We start from the raw sequence: 20,117 nt of genomic DNA, 5'->3' as shown, positions 1-20,117 counted from the left end.
CCGGGGGCCGGGGCGCCGGGGGCCGGGGCGCCGCCCGCCGACGGGGTGCCCGCGCCCGCCTTGCCCTCCGCGGCGCGCTTGGCGAAGACGGCCAGCACCACCGGGATCAGCACCTCGATGACCCGGCTGACGGTCGCGGCCGGGATCCCGGTCTTCTTCGCGACGGCGTTGGCCACGGGCTTGCTCACCTTCGCCAGCACCCCCGCCATCATGCCGCCGCTGAGCAGCCCGCCGAGGCCGCCGAGCGTGGCCACGCCCTGCAACGGGGGTTCGGCCACCTCCGCGAGGGCCTGGCCCACCTCGCCGTCCTCGCCCTCCGCCGCGGCCTTCTCCTGGAGGCCCCCGGCCATGGCCCCCACGGTCTCGTCGACCGCGGCGCGCGCGCCGTCCGTGTCGGTGCCCAGCAGTCCCGCGATCTCGGTCAGCTTCTCGTCGCCGAGCTCGCCCAGCACGTCGTCCTGGAATGAAGATTCGCTCATGCCGGAAACGCTACGTCCGTCCCGATTCGCTGGCACCTTGGGTAGGCGTTTGGTAACGGAAAGGCAAATCAGGCGCCCGGAGTGCAACCCCGCGGGCCGATCGGGGGTCGTACGGTGCGTCGGGACTTCCGGGAGGGGATCCGGGGGGATCGGGAAGTCCGACGAGGGAGGGGTAACCGTGAGGGGGTCCGGCCGGAAGGCCGGACCCCCTTCCGTTTGTCCACAGGCGCCGACCGGCTGTCGGCGCCTGCCGGTAGTTTCGTGCCATGACAACCAACGGGGCGGTGCAACTGGCGGTGGTCGAGGGGGTGCTGGAACGCATCACCTACGCCAACGAGGAGAGCGGGTACACGGTCGCCCGGGTCGACACCGGCCGCGGCGCCGGGGACCTGCTGACCGTCGTCGGATCGCTGCTCGGCGCACAGCCCGGCGAGTCCCTGCGCATGGAGGGCCGCTGGGGCTCGCACCCCCAGTACGGCAAGCAGTTCAGCGTCGAGAACTACTCCACGCTGCTGCCCGCCACCATCCAGGGCATCCGCCGCTACCTCGGCTCCGGCCTCATCAAGGGGATCGGCCCGAGGATCGCCGACCGGATCGTGGAGCACTTCGGCACCGACACCCTCGACGTCATCGAGGCCGAGCCCAAGCGCCTGATCGAGGTCCCCGGCCTCGGCCCCAAGCGGACGAAGATGATCGGCGCCGCCTGGGAGGAGCAGAAGGCCATCAAGGAGGTCATGGTCTTCCTCCAGGGCGTCGGCGTCTCCACCTCCATCGCCGTGCGGATCTACAAGAAGTACGGCGACGCCTCCATCTCGGTGGTCAAGAACCAGCCCTACCGGCTCGCCGCCGACGTGTGGGGCATCGGCTTCCTCACTGCCGACCGCATCGCCCAGGCCGTCGGCATCCCGCACGACAGCCCCGAGCGGGTCCGCGCCGGGCTCCAGTACGCCCTCTCCCAGTCCACCGACCAGGGCCACTGCTTCCTCCCCGAGGAGCGGCTGATCGCCGACGGGGTCAAGCTGCTCCAGGTGGACACCGGCCTGGTCATCGAGTGCCTGGCCGAACTCGCCGCCGATCCGGAAGGCGTCGTACGGGAATCCGTGCCGGACCCCCAGGGCGGCCCGGACCCCCTCACCGCCGTGTACCTGGTGCCCTTCCACCGGGCGGAGCTGTCGCTGGTCGGGCAGGTCCGCCGGCTCCTGAACGCCGAGGAGGACCGGATGCCCGGCTTCCGGGACGTGGACTGGGACAAGGCCCTCGGCTGGCTGGCCGGTCGCACCGGGGCCTCCCTCGCCCCCGAGCAGCGGGACGCGGTCCGCCTCGCCCTCACCCGCCGGGTCGCCGTCCTCACCGGCGGGCCGGGCTGCGGCAAGTCCTTCACCGTGCGCTCGATCGTGGAGCTGGCCCGCGCGAAGAAGGCCAAGGTGGTGCTCGCCGCCCCCACCGGCCGGGCGGCGAAGCGGCTGTCGGAGCTGACGGGGGCCGAGGCCTCCACCGTGCACCGGCTGCTGGAGCTGAAGCCGGGCGGGGACGCGGCGTACGACCGGGACCGGCCCTTGGACGCCGATCTCGTCGTGGTGGACGAAGCCTCGATGCTGGATCTGCTCCTGGCGAACAAACTCGTCAAGGCCGTGGCCCCGGGCGCGCACCTGCTGCTCGTCGGCGATGTGGACCAGCTCCCCTCCGTCGGGGCGGGAGAGGTGCTGAGGGACCTGCTGGCCGAGGGCGGCCCGGTCCCCGCCGTCCGCCTGACCAGGATCTTCCGCCAGGCGCAGCAGTCGGGCGTGGTCACCAACGCGCACCGGATCAACACCGGGGTCCCGCCCATCACCGACGGGCTGCCGGACTTCTTCCTCTTCCCCGAGGAGGACACCGAGGCGGCCGGCCTGCTCGCCGTCGACGTGGCCGCCCGTCGCATTCCGGCCAGATTCGGCCTGGACCCGCGGCGTGACGTCCAGGTACTGGCCCCCATGCACCGCGGCCCGGCCGGCGCCGGGAACCTCAACGGCCTGCTCCAGCAGGCGATCACCCCGGCCCGGCCGGACCTGCCCGAGAAGCGGTTCGGCGGCCGGGTCTTCCGGGTGGGCGACAAGGTCACCCAGATCCGCAACAACTATGACAAGGGGGCCAACGGTGTCTTCAACGGCACCGTGGGCGTGGTCACCGCCCTTGACCTCGACGAACAGAAGCTGACGGTCAGGACGGAGGAGGACGAGGAGGTGGGGTACGAGTTCGCCGAGCTCGATGAGCTCGCCCACGCGTACGCCGTCACCATCCACCGTTCCCAGGGGAGTGAATATCCCGCGGTCGTGATCCCGGTCACCACCGGGGCTTGGATGATGCTCCAGCGAAATCTGCTCTACACGGCGGTGACCAGGGCGAAGAAACTGGTCGTCCTGGTCGGGTCCCGCAAGGCCCTCGGGCAGGCGGTGCGTACCGTTTCCGCAGGCAGGAGGTACACGGCGGTCGCCGCGAGGCTGTCCGGTCGGATACCGGTGGGAAACATCACCTAGATGATCGATCATTTGGGGTGTCACCACCGGTGCGGAGGGGGCAGGATGAGCAGGTTGAAGGCACTCAGTGCCGTCAAAAGAACCAAAGGCCGACCCCGAGTGCACTTTCCTGCGCCAAATGGGGGAAGGTAGAGGCAGTCAGGGCACCTCGAAGAAGAGGCACTACGTCGGTGAGGGATGACGTGAGCGACAACTCTGTAGTACTCCGGTACGCGGACGGTGAATACACCTATCCGGTGGTCGAAAGCACTGTCGGTGACCAGGGCTTCGACATCTCGAAGCTGAGGGCCCAGACCGGGCTCGTCACGCTGGACAGCGGCTACGGAAACACCGCCGCCTACAAGTCCGCGATTACCTACCTCGACGGCGAGCAGGGCATCCTGCGCTACCGCGGCTACCCGATCGAGCAGCTGGCGGAGCGCTCGACCTTCATCGAGGTCGCCTACCTGCTGATCAACGGTGAGCTCCCGACCGTCGACCAGCTCGCGTCGTTCCGCAACGAAATCACCCAGCACACGCTGCTGCACGAGGACGTCAAGCGGTTCTACGACGGCTTCCCGCGCGACGCGCACCCGATGGCGATGCTGTCCTCCGTGGTCAGCGCGCTGTCGACGTTCTACCAGGACAGCCACAACCCGTTCGACGAGAAGCAGCGCCACCTCTCGACGATCCGCCTGCTGGCCAAGCTCCCGACGATCGCCGCGTACGCGTACAAGAAGTCGGTCGGCCACCCGGTGGTCTACCCGCGCAACGACCTCGGCTACGTCGAGAACTTCCTGCGCATGACCTTCTCCGTGCCGGCCCAGGAGTACGACCTGGACCCGGTCGTGGTCTCGGCGCTCGACAAGCTGCTGATCCTGCACGCGGACCACGAGCAGAACTGCTCGACCTCCACCGTGCGCCTGGTCGGTTCCTCGCAGGCGAACATGTTCGCCTCGATCTCCGCCGGCATCTCCGCCCTGTGGGGCCCGCTGCACGGCGGCGCCAACCAGTCCGTCCTGGAGATGCTGGAAGGCATCAAGAACGACGGCGGCGACGTCGACGCCTTCATCCGCAAGGTGAAGAACAAGGAGGACGGCGTCCGCCTGATGGGCTTCGGGCACCGCGTCTACAAGAGCTTCGACCCCCGGGCGAAGATCATCAAGGCGGCGGCGCACGACGTCCTCTCGGCGCTCGGCAAGAGCGACGAGCTGCTGGACATCGCGCTCAAGCTGGAAGAGCACGCGCTGGCCGACGAGTACTTCGTCGCGCGCAACCTCTACCCGAACGTGGACTTCTACACCGGTCTGATCTACCGGGCCATGGGCTTCCCGACCGAGATGTTCACCGTGCTCTTCGCGCTCGGCCGGCTCCCCGGCTGGATCGCCCAGTGGCACGAGATGATCAAGGAGCCCGGCTCCCGCATCGGCCGCCCGCGCCAGATCTACACCGGCGAGGTCCTGCGCGACTTCGTCCCCGTCGAGGCCCGCTGACCGCGAGCCCGAGCGGCACGAGCGTACGAAAAGCGCCCCGCCGTCGATCCCCCCACGGGTCGACGGTCGGGGCGCTTTCCTTTTCCCCGGCAGCGGATTCCCCCCACGGGATCCGCGCCGGGGCGTCGGTGTGTGCCGGGACCCGTTCGGGTCGGGAGGGCCGCTCAAGGCTTCCCGAGGGCACGCGTCCCGGCCGGCAGATGCCCAGGACGTCCCCCAAGACCTCCGTGAAACATCCCCCAAGACGTTTCTGGCATCGCCCCATTAGACCCGTGTCGACCCCGGATGGTTACGTTGCGATCACTGTGATCTGCGTCTCCAGTGAAGGAACTGTGGAGAGCCGGGGGAGGAGGGCCACTAGCGGAAGGACCGCAGCCGCAGGCTGTTGGTGACCACGAAGACCGAGGAGAAGGCCATCGCGGCCCCCGCGATCATCGGGTTGAGCAGCCCGGCGGCCGCCAGCGGCAGCGCCGCCAGGTTGTAGCCGAAGGCCCAGAAGAGGTTGCCCTTGATGGTGGCGAGGGTGCGCCGGGAGAGCCGGATGGCGTCCGCGGCCACCCGCAGGTCGCCCCGTACGAGGGTCAGGTCCCCGGCCTCGATGGCCGCGTCGGTACCGGTGCCCATGGCCAGGCCGAGGTCCGCCTGGGCCAGCGCGGCCGCGTCGTTGACCCCGTCGCCCACCATGGCGACCGTACGGCCCTCGGCCTGGAGCCGGCGGACCACGTCCACCTTGTCCTGCGGGAGCACCTCGGCGATGACCTCGTCGATGCCCACCTCGCGGGCCACCGTCTCGGCCACGGCCCGGTTGTCGCCGGTCAGCAGGACCGGGGTCAGGCCCAGTGCGCGCAGCCGGGTCACGGCCTCGGCGCTGGTCTCCTTGACCGCGTCGGCCACGCTCAGCACCCCGCGGGCCGTTCCGTCCCAGGCCACCAGCACGGCCGTGGCGCCGGTGGCCTCGGCGGCCTCCTTGGCTTCGGCGAGCGCGGCGGGCAGCGCCACCGACCGGTCGGCCAGCAGCCGTTCGCGCCCCACGAGGACGGCGTGTCCCTCGACGGTGCCCTCGACGCCGAGCCCGCCGTGGTTGCGGAAGTCCTCCGGGACGGGCAGCCCGCCGGCGGCGTCCGCGGCCGCCGCGGCGACGGCCCGCGCGATCGGGTGCTCGGAGGAGTGCTCCAGGGCGCCGGCCAGGCGCAGCAGTTCGCCGGCGTCGACCCCCTCGGCGGGGTGGGTGGCGGACAGGGTCATCCGGCCGGTGGTGACCGTCCCGGTCTTGTCCAGGACGACGGTGTCCACCCGGCGGGTCGACTCCAGCACCTCGGGGCCCTTGATCAGGATGCCGAGCTGGGCGCCCCGCCCGGTGCCGACCATCAGCGCGGTGGGCGTGGCCAGGCCCAGGGCGCAGGGGCAGGCGATGATCAGGACGGACACGGCGGCGGTGAAGGCGGCGGTGGCGTCGTCGGTGATGAGCAGCCAGGCGACCCAGGTGCCGAGGGCGAGGAGCAGGACGACGGGGACGAAGACGCCGGCGACGCGGTCGGCGAGCCGCTGCACCGCGGCCTTGCCGCTCTGCGCGTCCTCGACCATCCTGGCCATCCGGGCGAGCTGGGTGTCGGCCCCGATCCGGGTGGCCTCGACGACGAGCCGGCCCGAGGCGTTGACCGTGGCGCCGGTCACCGGGTCCCCGACGGCCACCTCGACCGGGACGGATTCCCCCGTCAGCATCGAGGCGTCCACGGCGGAAGAGCCCTCGACGACGGTGCCGTCGGTGGCGATCTTCTCGCCGGGGCGGACGACGAACCGGTCTCCGACCGCGAGCGCGGCGACCGGGACGCGGACCTCGCGGCCCGCGCGCAGCACCACCACGTCCTTGGCGCCCAGTTCCAGCAGGGCCCGCAGGGCGGCCCCGGCCTTCCGCTTGGAGCGGGCCTCCAGGTAGCGGCCGAGCAGGATGAAGGTGACGACTCCGGCGGCGACCTCCAGATAGATGGCGGAGGAGCCGTCCGCGTGCGAGGCGCCCACGTCGAAGCCGTGCCGCATGCCGGGCATGCCCGCCTGCCCGAAGAACAGGGCCCACAGCGACCAGGCGAAGGCGGCGAGGGTGCCGATGGACACCAGGGTGTCCATGGTGGCCGCGCCGTGCCGCAGGTTCGTCCAGGCGGCCTTGTGGAAGGGGAAGCCGCCCCAGACGACCACGGGCGCGGCCAGGGTCAGCGAGAGCCACTGCCAGTTGTCGAACTGGAGGGCCGGGACCATCGCGAGCACGACGACGGGCACGGCGAGGACGGCGGAGACCAGCAGCCGCTGCCGCAGCGCGGCCAGTTCCGGGTCGCGTCCGGAGGGCGCTTCCGCTTCCGCTTCCCGTTCCGGTCCGGCCCCGTCGGCCGCCGCGGGGGGCGGGGGCGGGGGCGCGGGCTCCTCGGCGGTGTACCCGGTCTTCACGACGGTCGCGATCAGGTCGGCGACCCGTACGTCACCCGTGCAGGAGACGTGGGCCTTCTCGGTGGCGTAGTTCACCGTGGCCTCGACGCCGTCCATCCGGTTGAGCTTCTTCTCGATCCGGGCGGCGCAGGAGGCGCAGGTCATCCCGCCGATCGAGAGCTCGACCGCCGTTATGGGCCCGTCGTGCACTGTGCTGGTCATCTTTCCGGCTCCAGGGGGAGGGCCGGCCCGTACGGGACCAGTATGAGCTGGCCGGTACGGACCGGCTGGGCGCTGCGGGAGTGGCGGGATGCGGCTCAGACCCGGCCGGCGAGCTCGTAGCCCGCCTCGTCCACGGCGGCGCGGACGTCTTCCTCGGCGAGCGGGGCGGCGGAGACCACGGTGACCTCACCGGTGGTGGCGACGGCCTTGACCGAGGAGACTCCCGCCAGGGCGGTCAGCTCGGCGGTCACGGCGCCCTCGCAGTGCCCACAGGTCATGCCGGTGACCTTGTACACGGCGGTGGTCTGGGTGTCCGTCTCGGCGGTCATGTCGTTCTCCTTCGTCGGGGTGTCTCTCTGCTCCCAGATTATACCCCTAGGGGGTATTGAGCGAGCATCTGGCGGTACTTGGCGGGATCCCGGTGAAGCGTGTGGGGGGGCAAGGTCGCCGTAATCCCAGTAAACGGCGTTTACCGCGCATGGGGAACGCTATCCACCGATAGCGGTCGCCGGGGGCGTCAGCCGTCGCGGCGCCCCCGGTTGCCCGGGCGGCGGGCCACCCAGGCGCGGATGGTGTCGGCGTACCAGTAGGGCTTCGCGCCCTCCACGTGGTCGGGCGAGGGGAGCAGTCCGTGCTTCCGGTAGGAGCGCACGGTGTCCGGCTGGACCTGGATATGGGCGGCGATCTCCTTGTACGACCACAGCGTTCGGTCGCTCATCCACGACACCTCCTGGTCCACGCCGCGGGGCCGGCCGGACGGCCGTCGGGGGAGCCGGCGCGTGGACAGTGACGATCACTCGGGTTGTGCCCGGAGAACGACGCCCGGTGAGTTCGGGGGAGCGGCTGTCGACGGCCTGTGACAGAAAACCCGCGAAATGCGGACATCCGTCACAGGAGGGTGACTCCCGTGACGGAATACGACACAGGAGTCACCTGGGGGTGCGGGGCGCGCGGGATGCGCAGGGCGTGCGGGGCGTGAGGGGTGTCCGGGGTGCTCCGGGGCGTCTGGGGCGTCCGGGGCGCTCCGGGTCCGCTCCGGGTCCGCTCAGTCCCGCCCGGCCGCGTACAGCTCCGGCCGTTCCGCCATCCGCACCTCGGTCCGTACGCCGCTGCGCGCGGCCGCCAGCCCCGCCCGGGAGACGGCCGCCGCCGCGTACCCGTCCCACGCGTCGGGTCCCGCCACCCGGCCCCGCGCCGCCGCGGCCACCCAGCGCCGCACCTGGCGGTCGTAGGCGTCGGCGAACCGGGTCGTGTAGTCCTGGACCACCTCCCCGCCCCACCGGCCGCCCGATTCGACCACCATCGCGTGGCCGTCGCCGATGCGGGCGGTGCCGGATTCACCGACCGCCTCGCAGCGCACCTGGTAGCCGAAACCGCAGTTGACGAAGATCTCCACGTCCACGATCGCGCCGCCCGAGGTCTCCAGCAGGACGAAACGCGGATCGCCCAGCGCCTCCGGAGCGGCCGAGGTGGGGGTGGGCGCGAGCACGGTCACGGCGGTGATCTCCTGGCCCAGCAGCCAGCGGGCCGCGTCCACCTCGTGCACCACCGAGTCGCTGATCAGCATGTCGCCGGTGAAGAAGGAGGGCGAGGAGGCGTTGCGGTGGCGGCAGTGCAGGAAGAGCGGCCGGCCGATCCCGCCCGCGTCCAGCAGCTCCTTGAGCCGCTCGTACTCGGCGTCGAAGCGCCGCATGAACCCCACCTGCACCAGCCGCCGCCCCAGCCGCCGCTCCGCCTCCATGATCCGCAGGGCCCCCTCCGGATCCGGGGTCAGGGGCTTCTCGCAGAGCACCGGAAGCCGTCGCTCCAGGGCGTGCAGGACCGCCTCCTCGTGGGCGGGACCGGGGGAGGCGATCAGCACGGCGTCCACCCCGGGCGCCGCGATCGCGGCGCCCGGGTCCGTGTACGCGCCCGCGCCCTCCAGCCCCGCCGCGACCTCCTTGACCCGCTCCCCGTCCGGATCGGCGACGGCCACCACCCGGGCTCCGCCCACCGTGGTGCCGATCCGCCGGACGTGATCGGAGCCCATCCTCCCGGTGCCGATGACCGCGATGCCGAGCGTGCCGCTCATGTGTCTGTCCTCCAGGGTGTCAACGGGCGCCGCAGGAGCGCAGATGGGCCCGGGTGCGCCGGGCGATGGGCAGCGGCCGGTCGGGCGGGCACGGGTACATGTCCTGCTCCACGATGGCGAAGAGCTCCACCCCGAGCCGCTGGGCGGCCGCCAGTACGGGTTCCAGCGCGGGCACTCCCGACGGAGGCTCGCACATCACCCCGCGGGCCACGGCCGGCCCGAAGGGCAGCTCCTCGGCCCGTACTTCGGCGAGGACCCGCGGGTCCACCTGCTTGAGGTGGAGGTAGCCGATCCGCTCGCCGAAGGTCTCGATCGCCTCGACGCTGTCCCCGCCGCAGTACGCGTAGTGCCCGGTGTCCAGGCACAGCGAGACCAGGGCCGGATCGGTGGCGTCCAGGAACCGGGCCACGTTCGACGGCGTGTCGATGTGGGTGTCGGCGTGCGGGTGGACCACGATCCGCAGCCCGTAGCGGTCCCGGACCTCCCGGCCCAGCCGCTCGGTCTGGGAGGTCAGTTCGCGCCATTGGTCCGGGGTCAGGACCCGGTCCTCCAGTACCGCGCCGGTCTTGTCGTCGCGCCAGAAGGAGGGGATGACGACCAGGTGCTGCGCGCCCGTGTCCCGGGTGAGCGCCGCGATCCGCGACACGTGCTCCCAGGTCTCCTCCCAGACGGCGGGCCCGTGATGGAGTCCGGTGAAGACGGTGCCGGCGGACACCCGCAGGCCCCGCTTCGCCGTCTCGTCGGCGAGGCGGGCCGCGTCGGTGGGCAGGTAGCCGTAGGGACCGAGCTCGATCCACTCGTACCCGGCGTCGGCCACCTCGTCGAGGAAGCGCTCCCAGGGGGTCTGGAGGGGATCCTCCGGAAACCAGACACCCCAGGAGTCCGGAGCCGAACCGACACGGATACGGGTCAACGCGGGTGGGGAGGAGGTCATGACGGCCACCTTAGGGTGCGAGGCTCAAGGCAACGGGGAAGGCGAATGGAACGGGCACGGGTACGGGGAGCGGGAGGAGCGGCGCAAGTGGCAGGAGTCGCGGGAGTGTCGGCGGTGAACAGCGCGGACGGGTCCGCGTACGACCTGATCACCATGGGACGGATCGGGGTGGATCTCTACCCGCTCAAGACCGGTGTACCGCTCGGCGAGGCCGACACCTTCGGCAGGTTCCTCGGCGGCTCGCCCACGAACGTCGCCGTCGCCGCGGCCCGGCTGGGCCGCCGCACGGCCGTGATCACCCGGACCGGGGCCGACCCCTTCGGGGCGTACCTGCGCGCCGAGCTGCGCGGCTTCGGCGTCGACGACCGGTGGGTGGGCGAGGTCGAGCGGTACCCGACGCCCGTCACCTTCTGCGAGGTCTTCCCGCCGGACCACTTCCCGCTCTACTTCTACCGGCTCCCCAAGGCCCCCGACCTGGAGATCGGGGCGGACGAGGTGGACCGGGAGGCGGTGCGGGCGGCCCGGGTCTTCTGGATGACGGGCACCGGACTCAGCGCTGAGCCCAGCCGCAGCGCCACCCTCGGCGCGCTGGAGGCCCGCTCGAAGTCCGGGACCACCGTCTTCGACCTGGACTGGCGGCCCATGCTCTGGGAGGAACCGCCGGGGCCCTGGTACGAGCGGGCCCTCGCCCTGGCGACCGTCGCCGTCGGCAACACCGAGGAGTGCGCGGTGGCCACCGGCCGGGACGAGCCGTACGGGGCCGCGCGGGCGCTGCTCGACGCCGGGGTGGAACTGGCCGTGGTCAAACGCGGGCCGCGGGGCGTACTGGCCGTGCACCGGGACGGGACGGTGGTGGAGGTGCCGCCGGTGCCGGTGACGGTGGTCAACGGGCTGGGTGCCGGGGACGCGTTCGGGGGCGCCCTGTGCCACGGACTGCTGGCCGGCTGGGACCTGGAACGGGTGCTGCGCCACGCGAACGCGGCCGGCGCGATCGTGGCCTCCCGGCTGGCGTGCTCGACGGCGATGCCGTTCCCGGACGAGGTGGAGGAGGTGCTGGGCCGTGCCGGTGGTGTCTGAGTCGGCCATGGAGTTCACCCGGCTGCGGGTGCTGGAGCTGGCGCCGGGGGAGACGTACGGGTTCGCCTGCGGCGACGCGGAGTGGATCGTCCTCCCGCTCGCGGGCACCTGCGAGGTCCGCTGCACGGAGGCCCCCCCGGCCCCGGCCCGGCACCCGGACCCCGGGCCGGACTCCGGCCCGGAGCCGGATTCCGAGCCGGAGCCGGATTCCGGGCCGGGCCACCGCCCCGGGCCGGACGATGGCCCTGGGCCGGGCCACCGCCCCGGGCCGGGCCACGGCCCTGGGCCGGGCCACGGCCCTGGGCCGGACCACCGCCCCGAGCCGGATTCCGGGCCGGGCCCCGGGCTGGGCCCGGCTGGGGGTTCCGGGCCGTTCCCGGCCGGGGGTCCCGGGCTGGGCCCGGACGGGCGTTTTGGGCCGTTCCCGGCCGGGGGTTCCGAACCGTTTGCGGCAGGGGCTCCTGGGCTGGGTCCGGACGGGGGTCCGGGCGCAGCCGCGGCACGACACCCCGGCCTGGCCCCGGAAGGGTTCCCTGGGCTTGCCCCCCGGGTGTGCCCGGATCCTGAGCCCGATGCGGAGGTGTTTCCGGATGGGAGTTCCGGGTTGGGGTCTGGGGTGTGCCCGGATCCTGAGCCTGATCCGGAGGTGTTTCCGGATGGGAGTTCCGGGTTGGGGCCTGGGGCGGTTCCGGACCGGAGGGCAGGCTCGGATCCGGGGCCGGGTGGGGGGAGCGGACCGCAGGTCTTCCGGCTGGGGGGCAGGAGCGGGGTGTTCGGCGGGCCGAGCGACTTCGCGTACCTGCCCCGCGACGGCCGCGCGGACGTCACCTCGGCGCGGGGCGGCCGGTTCGCGCTCGTGGGGGCCCGCTGCGAGCGCCGGCTGCCGGCCCGGTACGGGCCCGCCGGGGCCGTCCCCGTGGAGCTGCGCGGCGCCGGCACCTGTTCCCGGCAGGTCCACAACTTCGCCGCCGCCGACGTGTTCCCCTGCGACCGGCTCATCGCCGTCGAGGTGCTCACCCCCGGCGGGAACTGGTCCTCGTACCCGCCCCACAAGCACGACGAGCACCACCCCGGCGAGGAGTCCCGCCTGGAGGAGATCTACTACTTCGAGATCGCCCCGCACGACGGCGTCCCCGGCGTCGGCTACCAGCGCGTGAGCCCCTCCCCGGCCGGGAGGACCGACGTCCTCGCCGAGGTGCGGACGGGCGACACCGTCCTCGTCCCGGACGGCTGGCACGGCCCCTCCATCGCCGCGCCCGGCCACGACATGTACTACCTGAACGTGATGGCCGGGCCGGACGCGACGCGGGAGTGGCTGATCCGGGACCACCCCGACCACGGCTGGATCCGCGGCACCTGGCCCGCCCTGGCCGTCGACCCCCGGCTGCCCTTCCCCCGCGCGGAGGACCCCGCATGAGGCTCACCACCGCCCAGGCCCTGGTCCGCTTCCTGGCCGGCCAGTACACCGAGCGCGACGGCCGGCGCCACCGGCTGATCGCCGCCACCTGGGGGATCTTCGGGCACGGCAACGTGGCCGGGATCGGACAGGCCCTGCTGGAGAGCGGCCCCGAGGCCATGCCCTTCCTCCAGGGGCGCAACGAGCAGGCCATGGTGCACGCCGCCGTCGGCTACGCCCGCCAGAGCGGCCGGCTCTCCGCGCACGCCGTGACCACCTCCATCGGGCCCGGCGCGACCAACCTCGTCACCGGAGCCGCCCTCGCCACGATCAACCGGATCCCGGTGCTCCTGCTGCCCGGCGACACCTTCGCGACCCGGCCCGCCGATCCGGTGCTCCAGCAGCTCGAAGTCCCCTGTGCCGGAGACGTCTCCGTCAACGACACCCTGCGCCCCGTCTCGCGGTACTTCGACCGGATCACCCGGCCCGAGGCCCTGGTCCCGGCCGCCCTCCAGGCGATGCGGGTGCTCACCGACCCCGTGCAGACCGGGGCCGTCACCCTCGCGCTGCCGCAGGACGTACAGGCCGAGGCCCACGACTGGCCCGAGGAGTTCTTCGCCGAGCGGGTGTGGACCGTGCGCCGCCCGCGCCCCGACCGCCGCGAGCTGGCCGCCGCCGCCGAGGCGGTACGGGGCTCCGCGCGCCCCCTGATCGTCGCCGGCGGCGGCATCCGGCACGCCGCCGCCGGGGCCGCGCTCGCCGCCCTCGCGGAGGCCACCGGGATCCCGGTCGCCACCACGCAGGCGGGCAAGGGGGTCCTCCCGTACGACCACCCCGCCGAAGTGGGCGGCGTCGGCCACACGGGGACGGCCACCGCCGACGCGCTGGCCCGGGAGGCCGACCTGGTCATCGCCGCCGGGACCCGGCTCACCGACTTCACGACCGCCTCCTCGACCCTCTTCCAGAACCCGGCCGTCCGCTTCCTCGGCCTCAACCTCGACCCGTACGACGCCCACAAGCTCGCCGCCCTGCCCCTGGTGGCGGACGCCCGCGAGGGGCTGGCGGAGCTGCTCGACGCGGTCGCCGGGTACCGGGTCGAGCCCGCGTACGAGGCCGCGTACACCGCGGCCAAGGCCGGGTGGGAGGCCCGCGTGGACGCCGCGTACGCCGTACCCGCCGACGCGGAGGACCTGCCGCCCACCCAGGCCCAGGTCCTCGGCCTCCTCGACGGGCTCGTGGACGCCACCGACATCCTGGTCAACGCCGCCGGCTCGCTCCCCGGGGACCTGCACAGGCTCTGGCGGGCCCGCTCCGCCGACCAGTACCACGTCGAGTACGGCTACTCCTGCATGGGCTACGAGATCCCCGCCGCCCTCGGCACCGCCCTCGCCGCGCCGGGCCGCCCGGTGTGGGCCCTGGTCGGCGACGGGACGTACCTGATGAACCCCACCGAGCTCGTCACCGCCGTGCAGGAGGGCGTCCCGGTCAAGGTGGTGATCCTCGACAACCACGGCTTCGCCTCCATCGGCGGCCTGTCGGGGGCCGTGGGCGGCGAGGGCTTCGGCACGGCGTACCGCTTCCGGGGGCCGGGCGGCGCGTACGACGGCGCCCCCCTCCCGGTGGACCTCGCCGCGAACGCGGCCTCCCTGGGGATGGCCACCATCCGTACCCGCACCATCGGTGACCTGCGAAAAGCCCTCTCCGAAGCGCGCGCGGCGGACCGTCCCACATGTGTCTACGCGCAGACCCGAACACCCGACACTGTGTCGGGCCCACCCCCGGCACAGGCGTGGTGGGATGTTCCTGTGGCCGAGACCGCGACCCGTGCGTCGGCGGCCCTGGCCCGTGACGAGTACGACCGGCAAGCCGCGCAGCGACGTCGCCATCTGTGAAGGAGCACAAGCATGAAGACCGTCAACCACTGGATCGGTGGCAAGACCGTCGAGGGCGCGTCGGGCAACTACGGCCCGGTCACCGACCCGGCCACCGGCGAGGTCACCACGCAGGTCGCCCTCGCCTCCGTCGAGGAGGTCGACGCCGCGGTACGGGTCGCCCAGGAGGCGTTCCTGTCCTGGGGCCAGTCCTCGCTGGCCGCCCGCACCAAGGTGCTGTTCGCCTACCGCGCCCTGCTGGACGCCAACCGCGACGCCATCGCGGAACTGATCACCGCCGAGCACGGCAAGGTGCACTCGGACGCGCTGGGAGAGGTCGCCCGCGGCCTGGAGATCGTCGAGCTGGCCTGCGGGATCACCACCCAGCTCAAGGGCGAGCTGTCCACCTCCGTCTCCAGCCGGGTGGACGTCTCCTCGATCCGCCAGCCGCTGGGCGTCGTCGCGGGCATCACGCCGTTCAACTTCCCGGCGATGGTCCCGATGTGGATGTTCCCGCTGGCCGTGGCCTGCGGAAACACCTTCATCCTCAAGCCCAGCGAGAAGGACCCCTCGGCCGCCAACAAGCTGGCCGAGCTGATGACCGAGGCCGGTCTCCCGGCGGGCGTCCTGAACGTCGTCCACGGCGACAAGGTGGCCGTCGACGCGCTCCTCGCGCACCCGGGCATCTCCGCCGTGTCCTTCGTCGGCTCGACCCCGATCGCCCGTCACATCCACACCACCGCCTCGGCCAACGGCAAGCGCGTCCAGGCTCTGGGCGGCGCCAAGAACCACATGCTGGTGCTCCCGGACGCGGACCTGGACGCCGCCGCCGACGCGGCCGTCTCCGCGGCCTACGGTTCGGCGGGCGAGCGCTGCATGGCGATCTCCGCGGTCGTCGCCGTCGGCTCCATCGCGGACGAGCTCGTCGAGAAGATCCGCGAGCGCGCCGAGAAGATCAAGATCGGCCCCGGCAACGACCCCACGTCCGAGATGGGCCCGCTGATCACCGCCGCCCACCGCGACAAGGTCGCCTCCTACGTCAAGGGCGCCGCCGCCCAGGGCGCCGACGTCGTCCTCGACGGCACCGGCTACACGGTCGAGGGCAACGAGAACGGCCACTGGATCGGCCTGTCCCTCCTGGACAACGTCAAGACCGACTCCGACGCCTACCGCGACGAGATCTTCGGCCCGGTGCTGTGCGTGCTGCGCACCGAGACCTACGAGGAGGGCGTGGCCCTCATCAACGCCTCGCCGTTCGGCAACGGCACCGCGATCTTCACCCGCGACGGCGGCGCCGCCCGCCGCTTCCAGCTGGAGATCCAGGCGGGCATGGTCGGCGTGAACGTGCCGATCCCGGTGCCGGTGGGCTACCACTCCTTCGGTGGCTGGAAGGACTCGCTCTTCGGCGACCACCACATCTACGGCAACGACGGCATCCACTTCTACACCCGCGGCAAGGTCGTCACCACCCGCTGGCCGGACCCGGCCGACGCCCCGGCCGGCGTGGACCTGGGCTTCCCCCGCAACCACTGACGCCCGACCGCCGGTGACGCCCGGCGGCCTCCGGTCCCCGGAGGCCGCCGGCTCCCCGGCCGCCACCGTCGTCGGCCGGCGCGTCCCCGAACAGCAGGACCCCCTGGCCAACCCTCACCGGCCGGGGGGTCCTGCCGTTCGCCGGTCAGTGCGTCCGCGCCAAGTCCCGCGCGGGTCGCGGCCGTGGGGGATCCGAGCGTCGCCGCCGGCGCAGTACCAGCACGGCCGTCCCCGCCCCCGCCAGCACCAGGACCGCTCCCGCCGCCGCCCAGGGGACCGCGAGGAAGTCCGTGGCGGACTCGGAGGAGAGCTCGGGGTAGGCGGCCGCGCCCGCCGCGACCTTGACGCTCACCCAGTCCAACTGGGGCGAGTCGGGCCACGGTTCGGTCAGCTCGACCCGCTGCCCCGGCAGCAGCACCAGCTTCGGCTCCCGGGCCGGCCGGTCCAGCACCCGGCGCCCGAACAGACCCCGCGCGGACACCGCCACCTTCGGCTCCACCACCACGTTGCCCCGGTTGACCAGCGCGTACGAGACCGTGGCGCGGGCGTCCTTCACCCACGGCAGCAGCGGTGCCCCCCGGGTGACCCGTACGTCCTCCACGCTCAGCCCCGGGGTCAGCGGTCCCGGCACCCGGAAGTACAACCGGGCCCCCACCGAACGCTTCACCCCCACCTGCACCTTGCCGTCCTTCTGCACCCCCTCGACGGCGGTGTTGAGCGCGACGATCCCGCCGACGTGATCGCCCGGCGTGGCGTCCCGGGGGACCTTGACGGTGAAGGGGATGTCGGCGCGGCCCTTCGGCGGCACGGTCACGGTGGCCGACGCCTGCGGGGCGAGCGCGATCCAGGTGCCGAGGTCCTTGGGCTTCGTCTCGGCGGGCAGCAGTGCGAAGGCGCCCCCCGACGGGGTGTTCACGGCGTCCGTGGCGAAGACCTGGAGGGTCAGCTCCTTGTCGGAGGAGTTCAGGATCGTGGCGCTGTCGCTGACGGTGGCCCCGGCGGCGCCCTGGTGGAAGAAGTACGCGCGGTCGGTCATCGCGGCGCCCGCGGCGGGCGTGGGGAACACCCCCCAGGTGCCGTTGTCCGCCGCCGTGGCGGGGGCGGCGGACAGGGCGGGGAGCAGCAGCAGCCCGCACAGTCCGGCGAGGAGGACGTGCGGGAGGGTGCGCAGGCGCATGGGCGGGTCTCTCCAGTCACGGCGCGGAACGGGAAGAGGGGTGGTGCGACGCCGTGGCGCCGCACCACCCCGGGGCCGGGCCCCGTCAGGCGATCGAGAAGGTCACGACCGACTGGTAGGTGTCGGCGAACATGAACGGCGGCAGCTGGAGCATCGCCGCGCCGCCCACGGCGAACTCGCCGCCGGTCAGCTCGTCACCGCCGGCCGCCTGGGAGGCGACCTTCATCGGGGTGTCGGTGATCGCGCCCGGCGCACCGGCGGAGCAGGTGCTCGGGCTGTCCGGGTTGGTCACGGTGCAGGACGGCTGGATGCCGATCTGCGCCTTCGCCATCGAGTGGCCGGTCGTCTGGTTCAGGAACGGCGTACGGGTCGCCGTCACGTCCCAGCCGAGGCTGCCGCCGCGGAAGTCCTGGACGGTGGCGGCGTTGAACGCGCCGAACACCGACTGGGCCTTGCCGTTGATGGTCACCGAGCCGAAGCTGACGGCCGGCTGGCCGGCCTTCGGGCCGAGGGCCAGCGGTCCGGGCAGCACCTCGACGTCCACCGGGTTCTGCACGCCCGCCTGCTCCTCGACGAACACGAAGGGCTTGGCCGGGGGCACCGAACCGTCGATCTTGATGGCGTCGGCCTTCTTGGTGACCGTGATGGCGCAGGTGGCGGCGCCGGTCGCGTCCGCCGTGCCGGTACCGGTGTCACCGGTCGCGGCGCCCGCGAGGAGGGCGGAACAGGTGACCGGGCCGGCCGGGAAGTTGGCGCCGGTGGCGGTGACGGCGGTGCCCGCCTTGCCGCTGTTGGGCGTCAGCCTCGTGGTGACCGGGTCCTTGGGCAGGGCCTCGACGGCCACCGAGCCGACGGAGGCGCTGGGACGCGGATCCGGCGTACAGGTCGTCGTGTAGACCGTGCCGCCGAGGTCGGCGTCCGTGATCACCTGGTCGATGGTGATCTGGACCGTGGTGCCCTCGGCGCCGTCCGGGATGGTGATGTTCCCGCTGAAGGCGGGAGGGTCGGCCTTCTTGCCGGCTTCCTGGTGGCTGGGGACGGCCGCGCTGGTGACCGTCTGGGCGACCCCGCCGACGAGCAGCTTCGCCTTGATCGTGTTGACCGTGTCGATGGTGAACATCGGGACGACCGGCGTCTCGCCGGGGTCGATGGTGATCGGGACGCTCTGGCCGGCCTTCGCGGTGTCCGGCAGCGTGATCGTGTAGTCCTGGTTGCCGTTGGCGCCCGGCTGGGGCGCCGGGGCCACGCACTTCACGGGGACCGAAGTGGTCTTGGTCGCGGCCTGCGCCGTGCCCGTGAGGGCCACCACACCGCCCGTCAGGGCCAGGGAAAGGGCGCCCGCCCCGGCCAGAACTCTTCGTCGGAACGTTGTACTCACTGGGTCGCGACTCCTTCGTCAGACGAAACCCCTCCCCCCACCCGCTGTGGGGAGGAGGTTGAGCCGGTGCGGATGGCCGTCATTGACGCGTCGCGGTCATGAGAAGTCAATGGCTTGCTTTCGCCCGAAGCACACAGACATTGATGTCCCATCAGACCCGGTCTGATGGGACATCGGATACCGACTGGTCGGTGGCGGGTACGCCCGGGGCGGGAGGGGTCAGCGGTCCGTCGGGACGTGCAGGAGCAGGTTCGCGGTCCCGGCCGGGAGGTTCGTGATCCGGTCCGGAACGGCGGCGCGCAACAGGGCCTGGCGGACCTGTTCGGGGGACGGGCGGATTCCGGTCACACCGGGCAGGCCGGCGGCGCCGGACGTGCCCGGCGCGCCGACGGTCCCGACGGTCCCGGCCGTGCCGTCCCCGGTGTCCGACAGGATCAGCGCGGCCACGCCCGCCACGTGCGGGGCGGCCATGGAGGTGCCGGAAGCGCGGGCGAGGGCGGTCGCGGAGCCCTTCCAGGCGGAGACGACGGCCACGCCGGGCGCGGAGATGTCCACGCAGGGGCCGTGGTTGGAGAAGGCGGGGCGGCGGTCGGTGGCGTCGGTCGCGCCGACGGTGAGGGCCTGCGGGACGCCGGAGGGGGAGCCGGCGCAGGCGTCCGCGCCCTCGTTCCCGGCGGCCACGGTGAAGGTGATCCCGGACGCCACGGCGCGGATGACGGCCGCGTCCATGGCGTGGCTACGGGAGCCGCCCATGCTCATGTTGGCCACGAACGGGCCCTTCGTCGCATTCCTGACCGCGTCCTTCACCATCCAGTCGAGGCCGCGCAGGATGGCCGACAGCCGCCCGTCACCCCGGCAGTCGGCCACCTTCACCCCGACGAGGGAGACCCCCTTCGCCACCCCGTACGTGGCCCCGCCGACGGTCGCCGCGACGTGGGTGCCGTGGCCGTTGCAGTCGGACGCGCCCTCCAGGAACACCGCGTTGTAGCCGGCGCGGGCGCGTCCGCCGAACTCCTGGTGGAGGGTGTTGATTCCGGTGTCGACCACGTAGACGGTGACGCCCCGGCCCTGGGAGGCGTACGTGTACGAGCCGTCGAGCGGCAGCTCGCGCTGGTCGATCCGGTCCAACGGCCAGGGCGCGGACCGCTGCACGGCGACGGCGGCGGGTACGGGGGCCGCGGCGGGCGCCGCGGGAGCGGAGGGCGGGGGCGGCGTCGGGCCGTCGGAGATCCGGTACAGCCCGTCAGGCTCCACGGAGGCCACCCTCGGGTCGGCGGCGAGCTCGGCGGCGCGGGCCGCGGTGGTGCGTACGGCGAAGCCGTTGAGGGCGGTGTCGTAGACCGCCGAGACCTGGTCGCCGGCCTCCGCCGCCTCGCCGGCGAGCGCACGGGCCGGGGCGCGGGAACTGGTGTCCTTGAGGACGACGACGTAGGGGGCGGTGGGGGCGTCGGTGGCACGCGCGGCGTCGGCGGTGTGCGGCGGAAGGACGGTGGCCGCCGCGAGGAGGGCGGCGGCCGGGAGGAGCGCGGTCATGGCGGTCATGCCGCCGATGCTCGGGCCGGCCCGGCGACGGCGC

General features: G+C 72.9%; 15 protein-coding genes. 6 read left to right on the top strand and 9 right to left on the bottom strand.

The annotated features are described in order from the left end of the window. On the bottom strand, positions 1 to 479 hold a 479-nt coding region (locus ABZW32_RS31695; protein WP_356222576.1), incomplete at its 3' end, for a DUF937 domain-containing protein. A 266-nt stretch (positions 480 to 745) separates the two neighbouring features. On the opposite strand from ABZW32_RS31695, the gene ABZW32_RS31690 reads away from it, so the two are divergent. Continuing rightward, the gene (locus ABZW32_RS31690) at positions 746 to 2,992 is read left to right on the top strand and encodes an ATP-dependent RecD-like DNA helicase (protein WP_356222573.1); all 2,247 of its coding nucleotides are present in this window, start codon (positions 746 to 748) and stop codon (positions 2,990 to 2,992) included. A 182-nt stretch (positions 2,993 to 3,174) separates the two neighbouring features. Further along, positions 3,175 to 4,464 carry a citrate synthase gene (locus ABZW32_RS31685; RefSeq protein ID WP_136216460.1) on the top strand — a complete coding sequence of 430 codons (1,290 nt, stop codon included), beginning with the start codon at positions 3,175 to 3,177 and terminating at the stop codon, positions 4,462 to 4,464. 357 nt (positions 4,465 to 4,821) lie between these two features. Here the strand turns inward: ABZW32_RS31685 and ABZW32_RS31680 are convergent, their stop codons facing one another. From ABZW32_RS31680 to ABZW32_RS31660, 5 genes are all read right to left on the bottom strand, one after another. Further along, positions 4,822 to 7,104 carry a heavy metal translocating P-type ATPase gene (locus tag ABZW32_RS31680; RefSeq protein WP_356222570.1) on the bottom strand — a complete coding sequence of 761 codons (2,283 nt, stop codon included), beginning with the start codon at positions 7,102 to 7,104 and terminating at the stop codon, positions 4,822 to 4,824. 95 nt (positions 7,105 to 7,199) lie between these two features. Further along, positions 7,200 to 7,433, bottom strand: coding sequence for a heavy-metal-associated domain-containing protein (locus ABZW32_RS31675; protein ID WP_356222567.1), 234 nt, complete (start codon positions 7,431 to 7,433; stop codon positions 7,200 to 7,202). A 188-nt stretch (positions 7,434 to 7,621) separates the two neighbouring features. Further along, positions 7,622 to 7,822, bottom strand: a complete 201-nt coding sequence (locus ABZW32_RS31670) for a MarR family transcriptional regulator (RefSeq protein WP_356222564.1) — start codon at positions 7,820 to 7,822, stop codon at positions 7,622 to 7,624. 327 nt (positions 7,823 to 8,149) lie between these two features. Beyond that, positions 8,150 to 9,175 carry a Gfo/Idh/MocA family oxidoreductase gene (locus tag ABZW32_RS31665; RefSeq protein WP_356222563.1) on the bottom strand — a complete coding sequence of 342 codons (1,026 nt, stop codon included), beginning with the start codon at positions 9,173 to 9,175 and terminating at the stop codon, positions 8,150 to 8,152. A 19-nt stretch (positions 9,176 to 9,194) separates the two neighbouring features. After that, on the bottom strand, positions 9,195 to 10,109 hold the full coding sequence (locus tag ABZW32_RS31660; protein ID WP_356222560.1) for a sugar phosphate isomerase/epimerase: 915 nt from the start codon (positions 10,107 to 10,109) through the stop codon (positions 9,195 to 9,197). A gap of 114 nt (positions 10,110 to 10,223) precedes the next feature. Between ABZW32_RS31660 and iolC the strand changes: the two genes are divergently transcribed. The 4 genes from iolC to ABZW32_RS31640 all read left to right on the top strand — a co-directional run bounded on the left by iolC (position 10,224) and on the right by ABZW32_RS31640 (position 15,986). Beyond that, on the top strand, positions 10,224 to 11,186 hold the full coding sequence (gene iolC / locus ABZW32_RS31655; protein WP_356222579.1) for a 5-dehydro-2-deoxygluconokinase: 963 nt from the start codon (positions 10,224 to 10,226) through the stop codon (positions 11,184 to 11,186). 670 nt (positions 11,187 to 11,856) lie between these two features. Further along, positions 11,857 to 12,603 (top strand): 5-deoxy-glucuronate isomerase, encoded by a 747-nt coding sequence (iolB, locus tag ABZW32_RS31650; RefSeq protein WP_356222557.1) that lies wholly within the window; start codon positions 11,857 to 11,859, stop codon positions 12,601 to 12,603. Then, entirely contained in the window at positions 12,600 to 14,474 is a 1,875-nt protein-coding gene (gene iolD / locus ABZW32_RS31645) for a 3D-(3,5/4)-trihydroxycyclohexane-1,2-dione acylhydrolase (decyclizing) (protein WP_356222554.1), read from the top strand. The genes iolB and iolD overlap by 4 nt, the downstream gene beginning before the upstream one ends. A 12-nt stretch (positions 14,475 to 14,486) precedes the next feature. After that, positions 14,487 to 15,986, top strand: coding sequence for a CoA-acylating methylmalonate-semialdehyde dehydrogenase (locus ABZW32_RS31640; RefSeq protein ID WP_356222551.1), 1,500 nt, complete (start codon positions 14,487 to 14,489; stop codon positions 15,984 to 15,986). A 145-nt stretch (positions 15,987 to 16,131) separates the two neighbouring features. Here the strand turns inward: ABZW32_RS31640 and ABZW32_RS31635 are convergent, their stop codons facing one another. The 3 genes from ABZW32_RS31635 to ABZW32_RS31625 all read right to left on the bottom strand — a co-directional run bounded on the left by ABZW32_RS31635 (position 16,132) and on the right by ABZW32_RS31625 (position 20,083). Beyond that, complete coding sequence (locus ABZW32_RS31635) at positions 16,132 to 17,163, bottom strand: DUF916 domain-containing protein (RefSeq protein ID WP_356222548.1); 1,032 nt, start codon at positions 17,161 to 17,163, stop codon at positions 16,132 to 16,134. 85 nt (positions 17,164 to 17,248) lie between these two features. Continuing rightward, positions 17,249 to 18,541 (bottom strand): hypothetical protein, encoded by a 1,293-nt coding sequence (locus ABZW32_RS31630; protein ID WP_356222545.1) that lies wholly within the window; start codon positions 18,539 to 18,541, stop codon positions 17,249 to 17,251. Positions 18,542 to 18,760: 219 nt separating this feature from the next. After that, the gene (locus ABZW32_RS31625) at positions 18,761 to 20,083 is read right to left on the bottom strand and encodes a S8 family peptidase (protein WP_356222542.1); all 1,323 of its coding nucleotides are present in this window, start codon (positions 20,081 to 20,083) and stop codon (positions 18,761 to 18,763) included. Between the last annotated feature and the right edge of the window lie 34 nt (positions 20,084 to 20,117).

It is taken from the genome of Streptomyces sp. NPDC004667 (genome assembly GCF_040609475.1).
Taxonomy (GTDB): Bacteria; Actinomycetota; Actinomycetes; order Streptomycetales; family Streptomycetaceae; genus Streptomyces.
This window is presented reverse-complemented; position numbering and strand designations above follow the sequence as displayed.

Bases quoted from the DNA above. Each gene is read 5' to 3' on its own strand.
- ABZW32_RS31690 (WP_356222573.1), top strand. From the start codon at position 746: ATGACAACCAACGGGGCGGTGCAACTGGCGGTGGTCGAGGGGGTGCTG.
- ABZW32_RS31680 (WP_356222570.1), bottom strand. From the start codon at position 7,104: ATGACCAGCACAGTGCACGACGGGCCCATAACGGCGGTCGAGCTCTCG.
- ABZW32_RS31675 (WP_356222567.1), bottom strand. From the start codon at position 7,433: ATGACCGCCGAGACGGACACCCAGACCACCGCCGTGTACAAGGTCACC.
- ABZW32_RS31670 (WP_356222564.1), bottom strand. From the start codon at position 7,822: ATGAGCGACCGAACGCTGTGGTCGTACAAGGAGATCGCCGCCCATATC.
- ABZW32_RS31665 (WP_356222563.1), bottom strand. From the start codon at position 9,175: ATGAGCGGCACGCTCGGCATCGCGGTCATCGGCACCGGGAGGATGGGC.
- ABZW32_RS31660 (WP_356222560.1), bottom strand. From the start codon at position 10,109: ATGACCTCCTCCCCACCCGCGTTGACCCGTATCCGTGTCGGTTCGGCT.
- iolD (WP_356222554.1), top strand. From the start codon at position 12,600: ATGAGGCTCACCACCGCCCAGGCCCTGGTCCGCTTCCTGGCCGGCCAG.
- ABZW32_RS31640 (WP_356222551.1), top strand. From the start codon at position 14,487: ATGAAGACCGTCAACCACTGGATCGGTGGCAAGACCGTCGAGGGCGCG.
- ABZW32_RS31635 (WP_356222548.1), bottom strand. From the start codon at position 17,163: ATGCGCCTGCGCACCCTCCCGCACGTCCTCCTCGCCGGACTGTGCGGG.
- ABZW32_RS31625 (WP_356222542.1), bottom strand. From the start codon at position 20,083: ATGACCGCCATGACCGCGCTCCTCCCGGCCGCCGCCCTCCTCGCGGCG.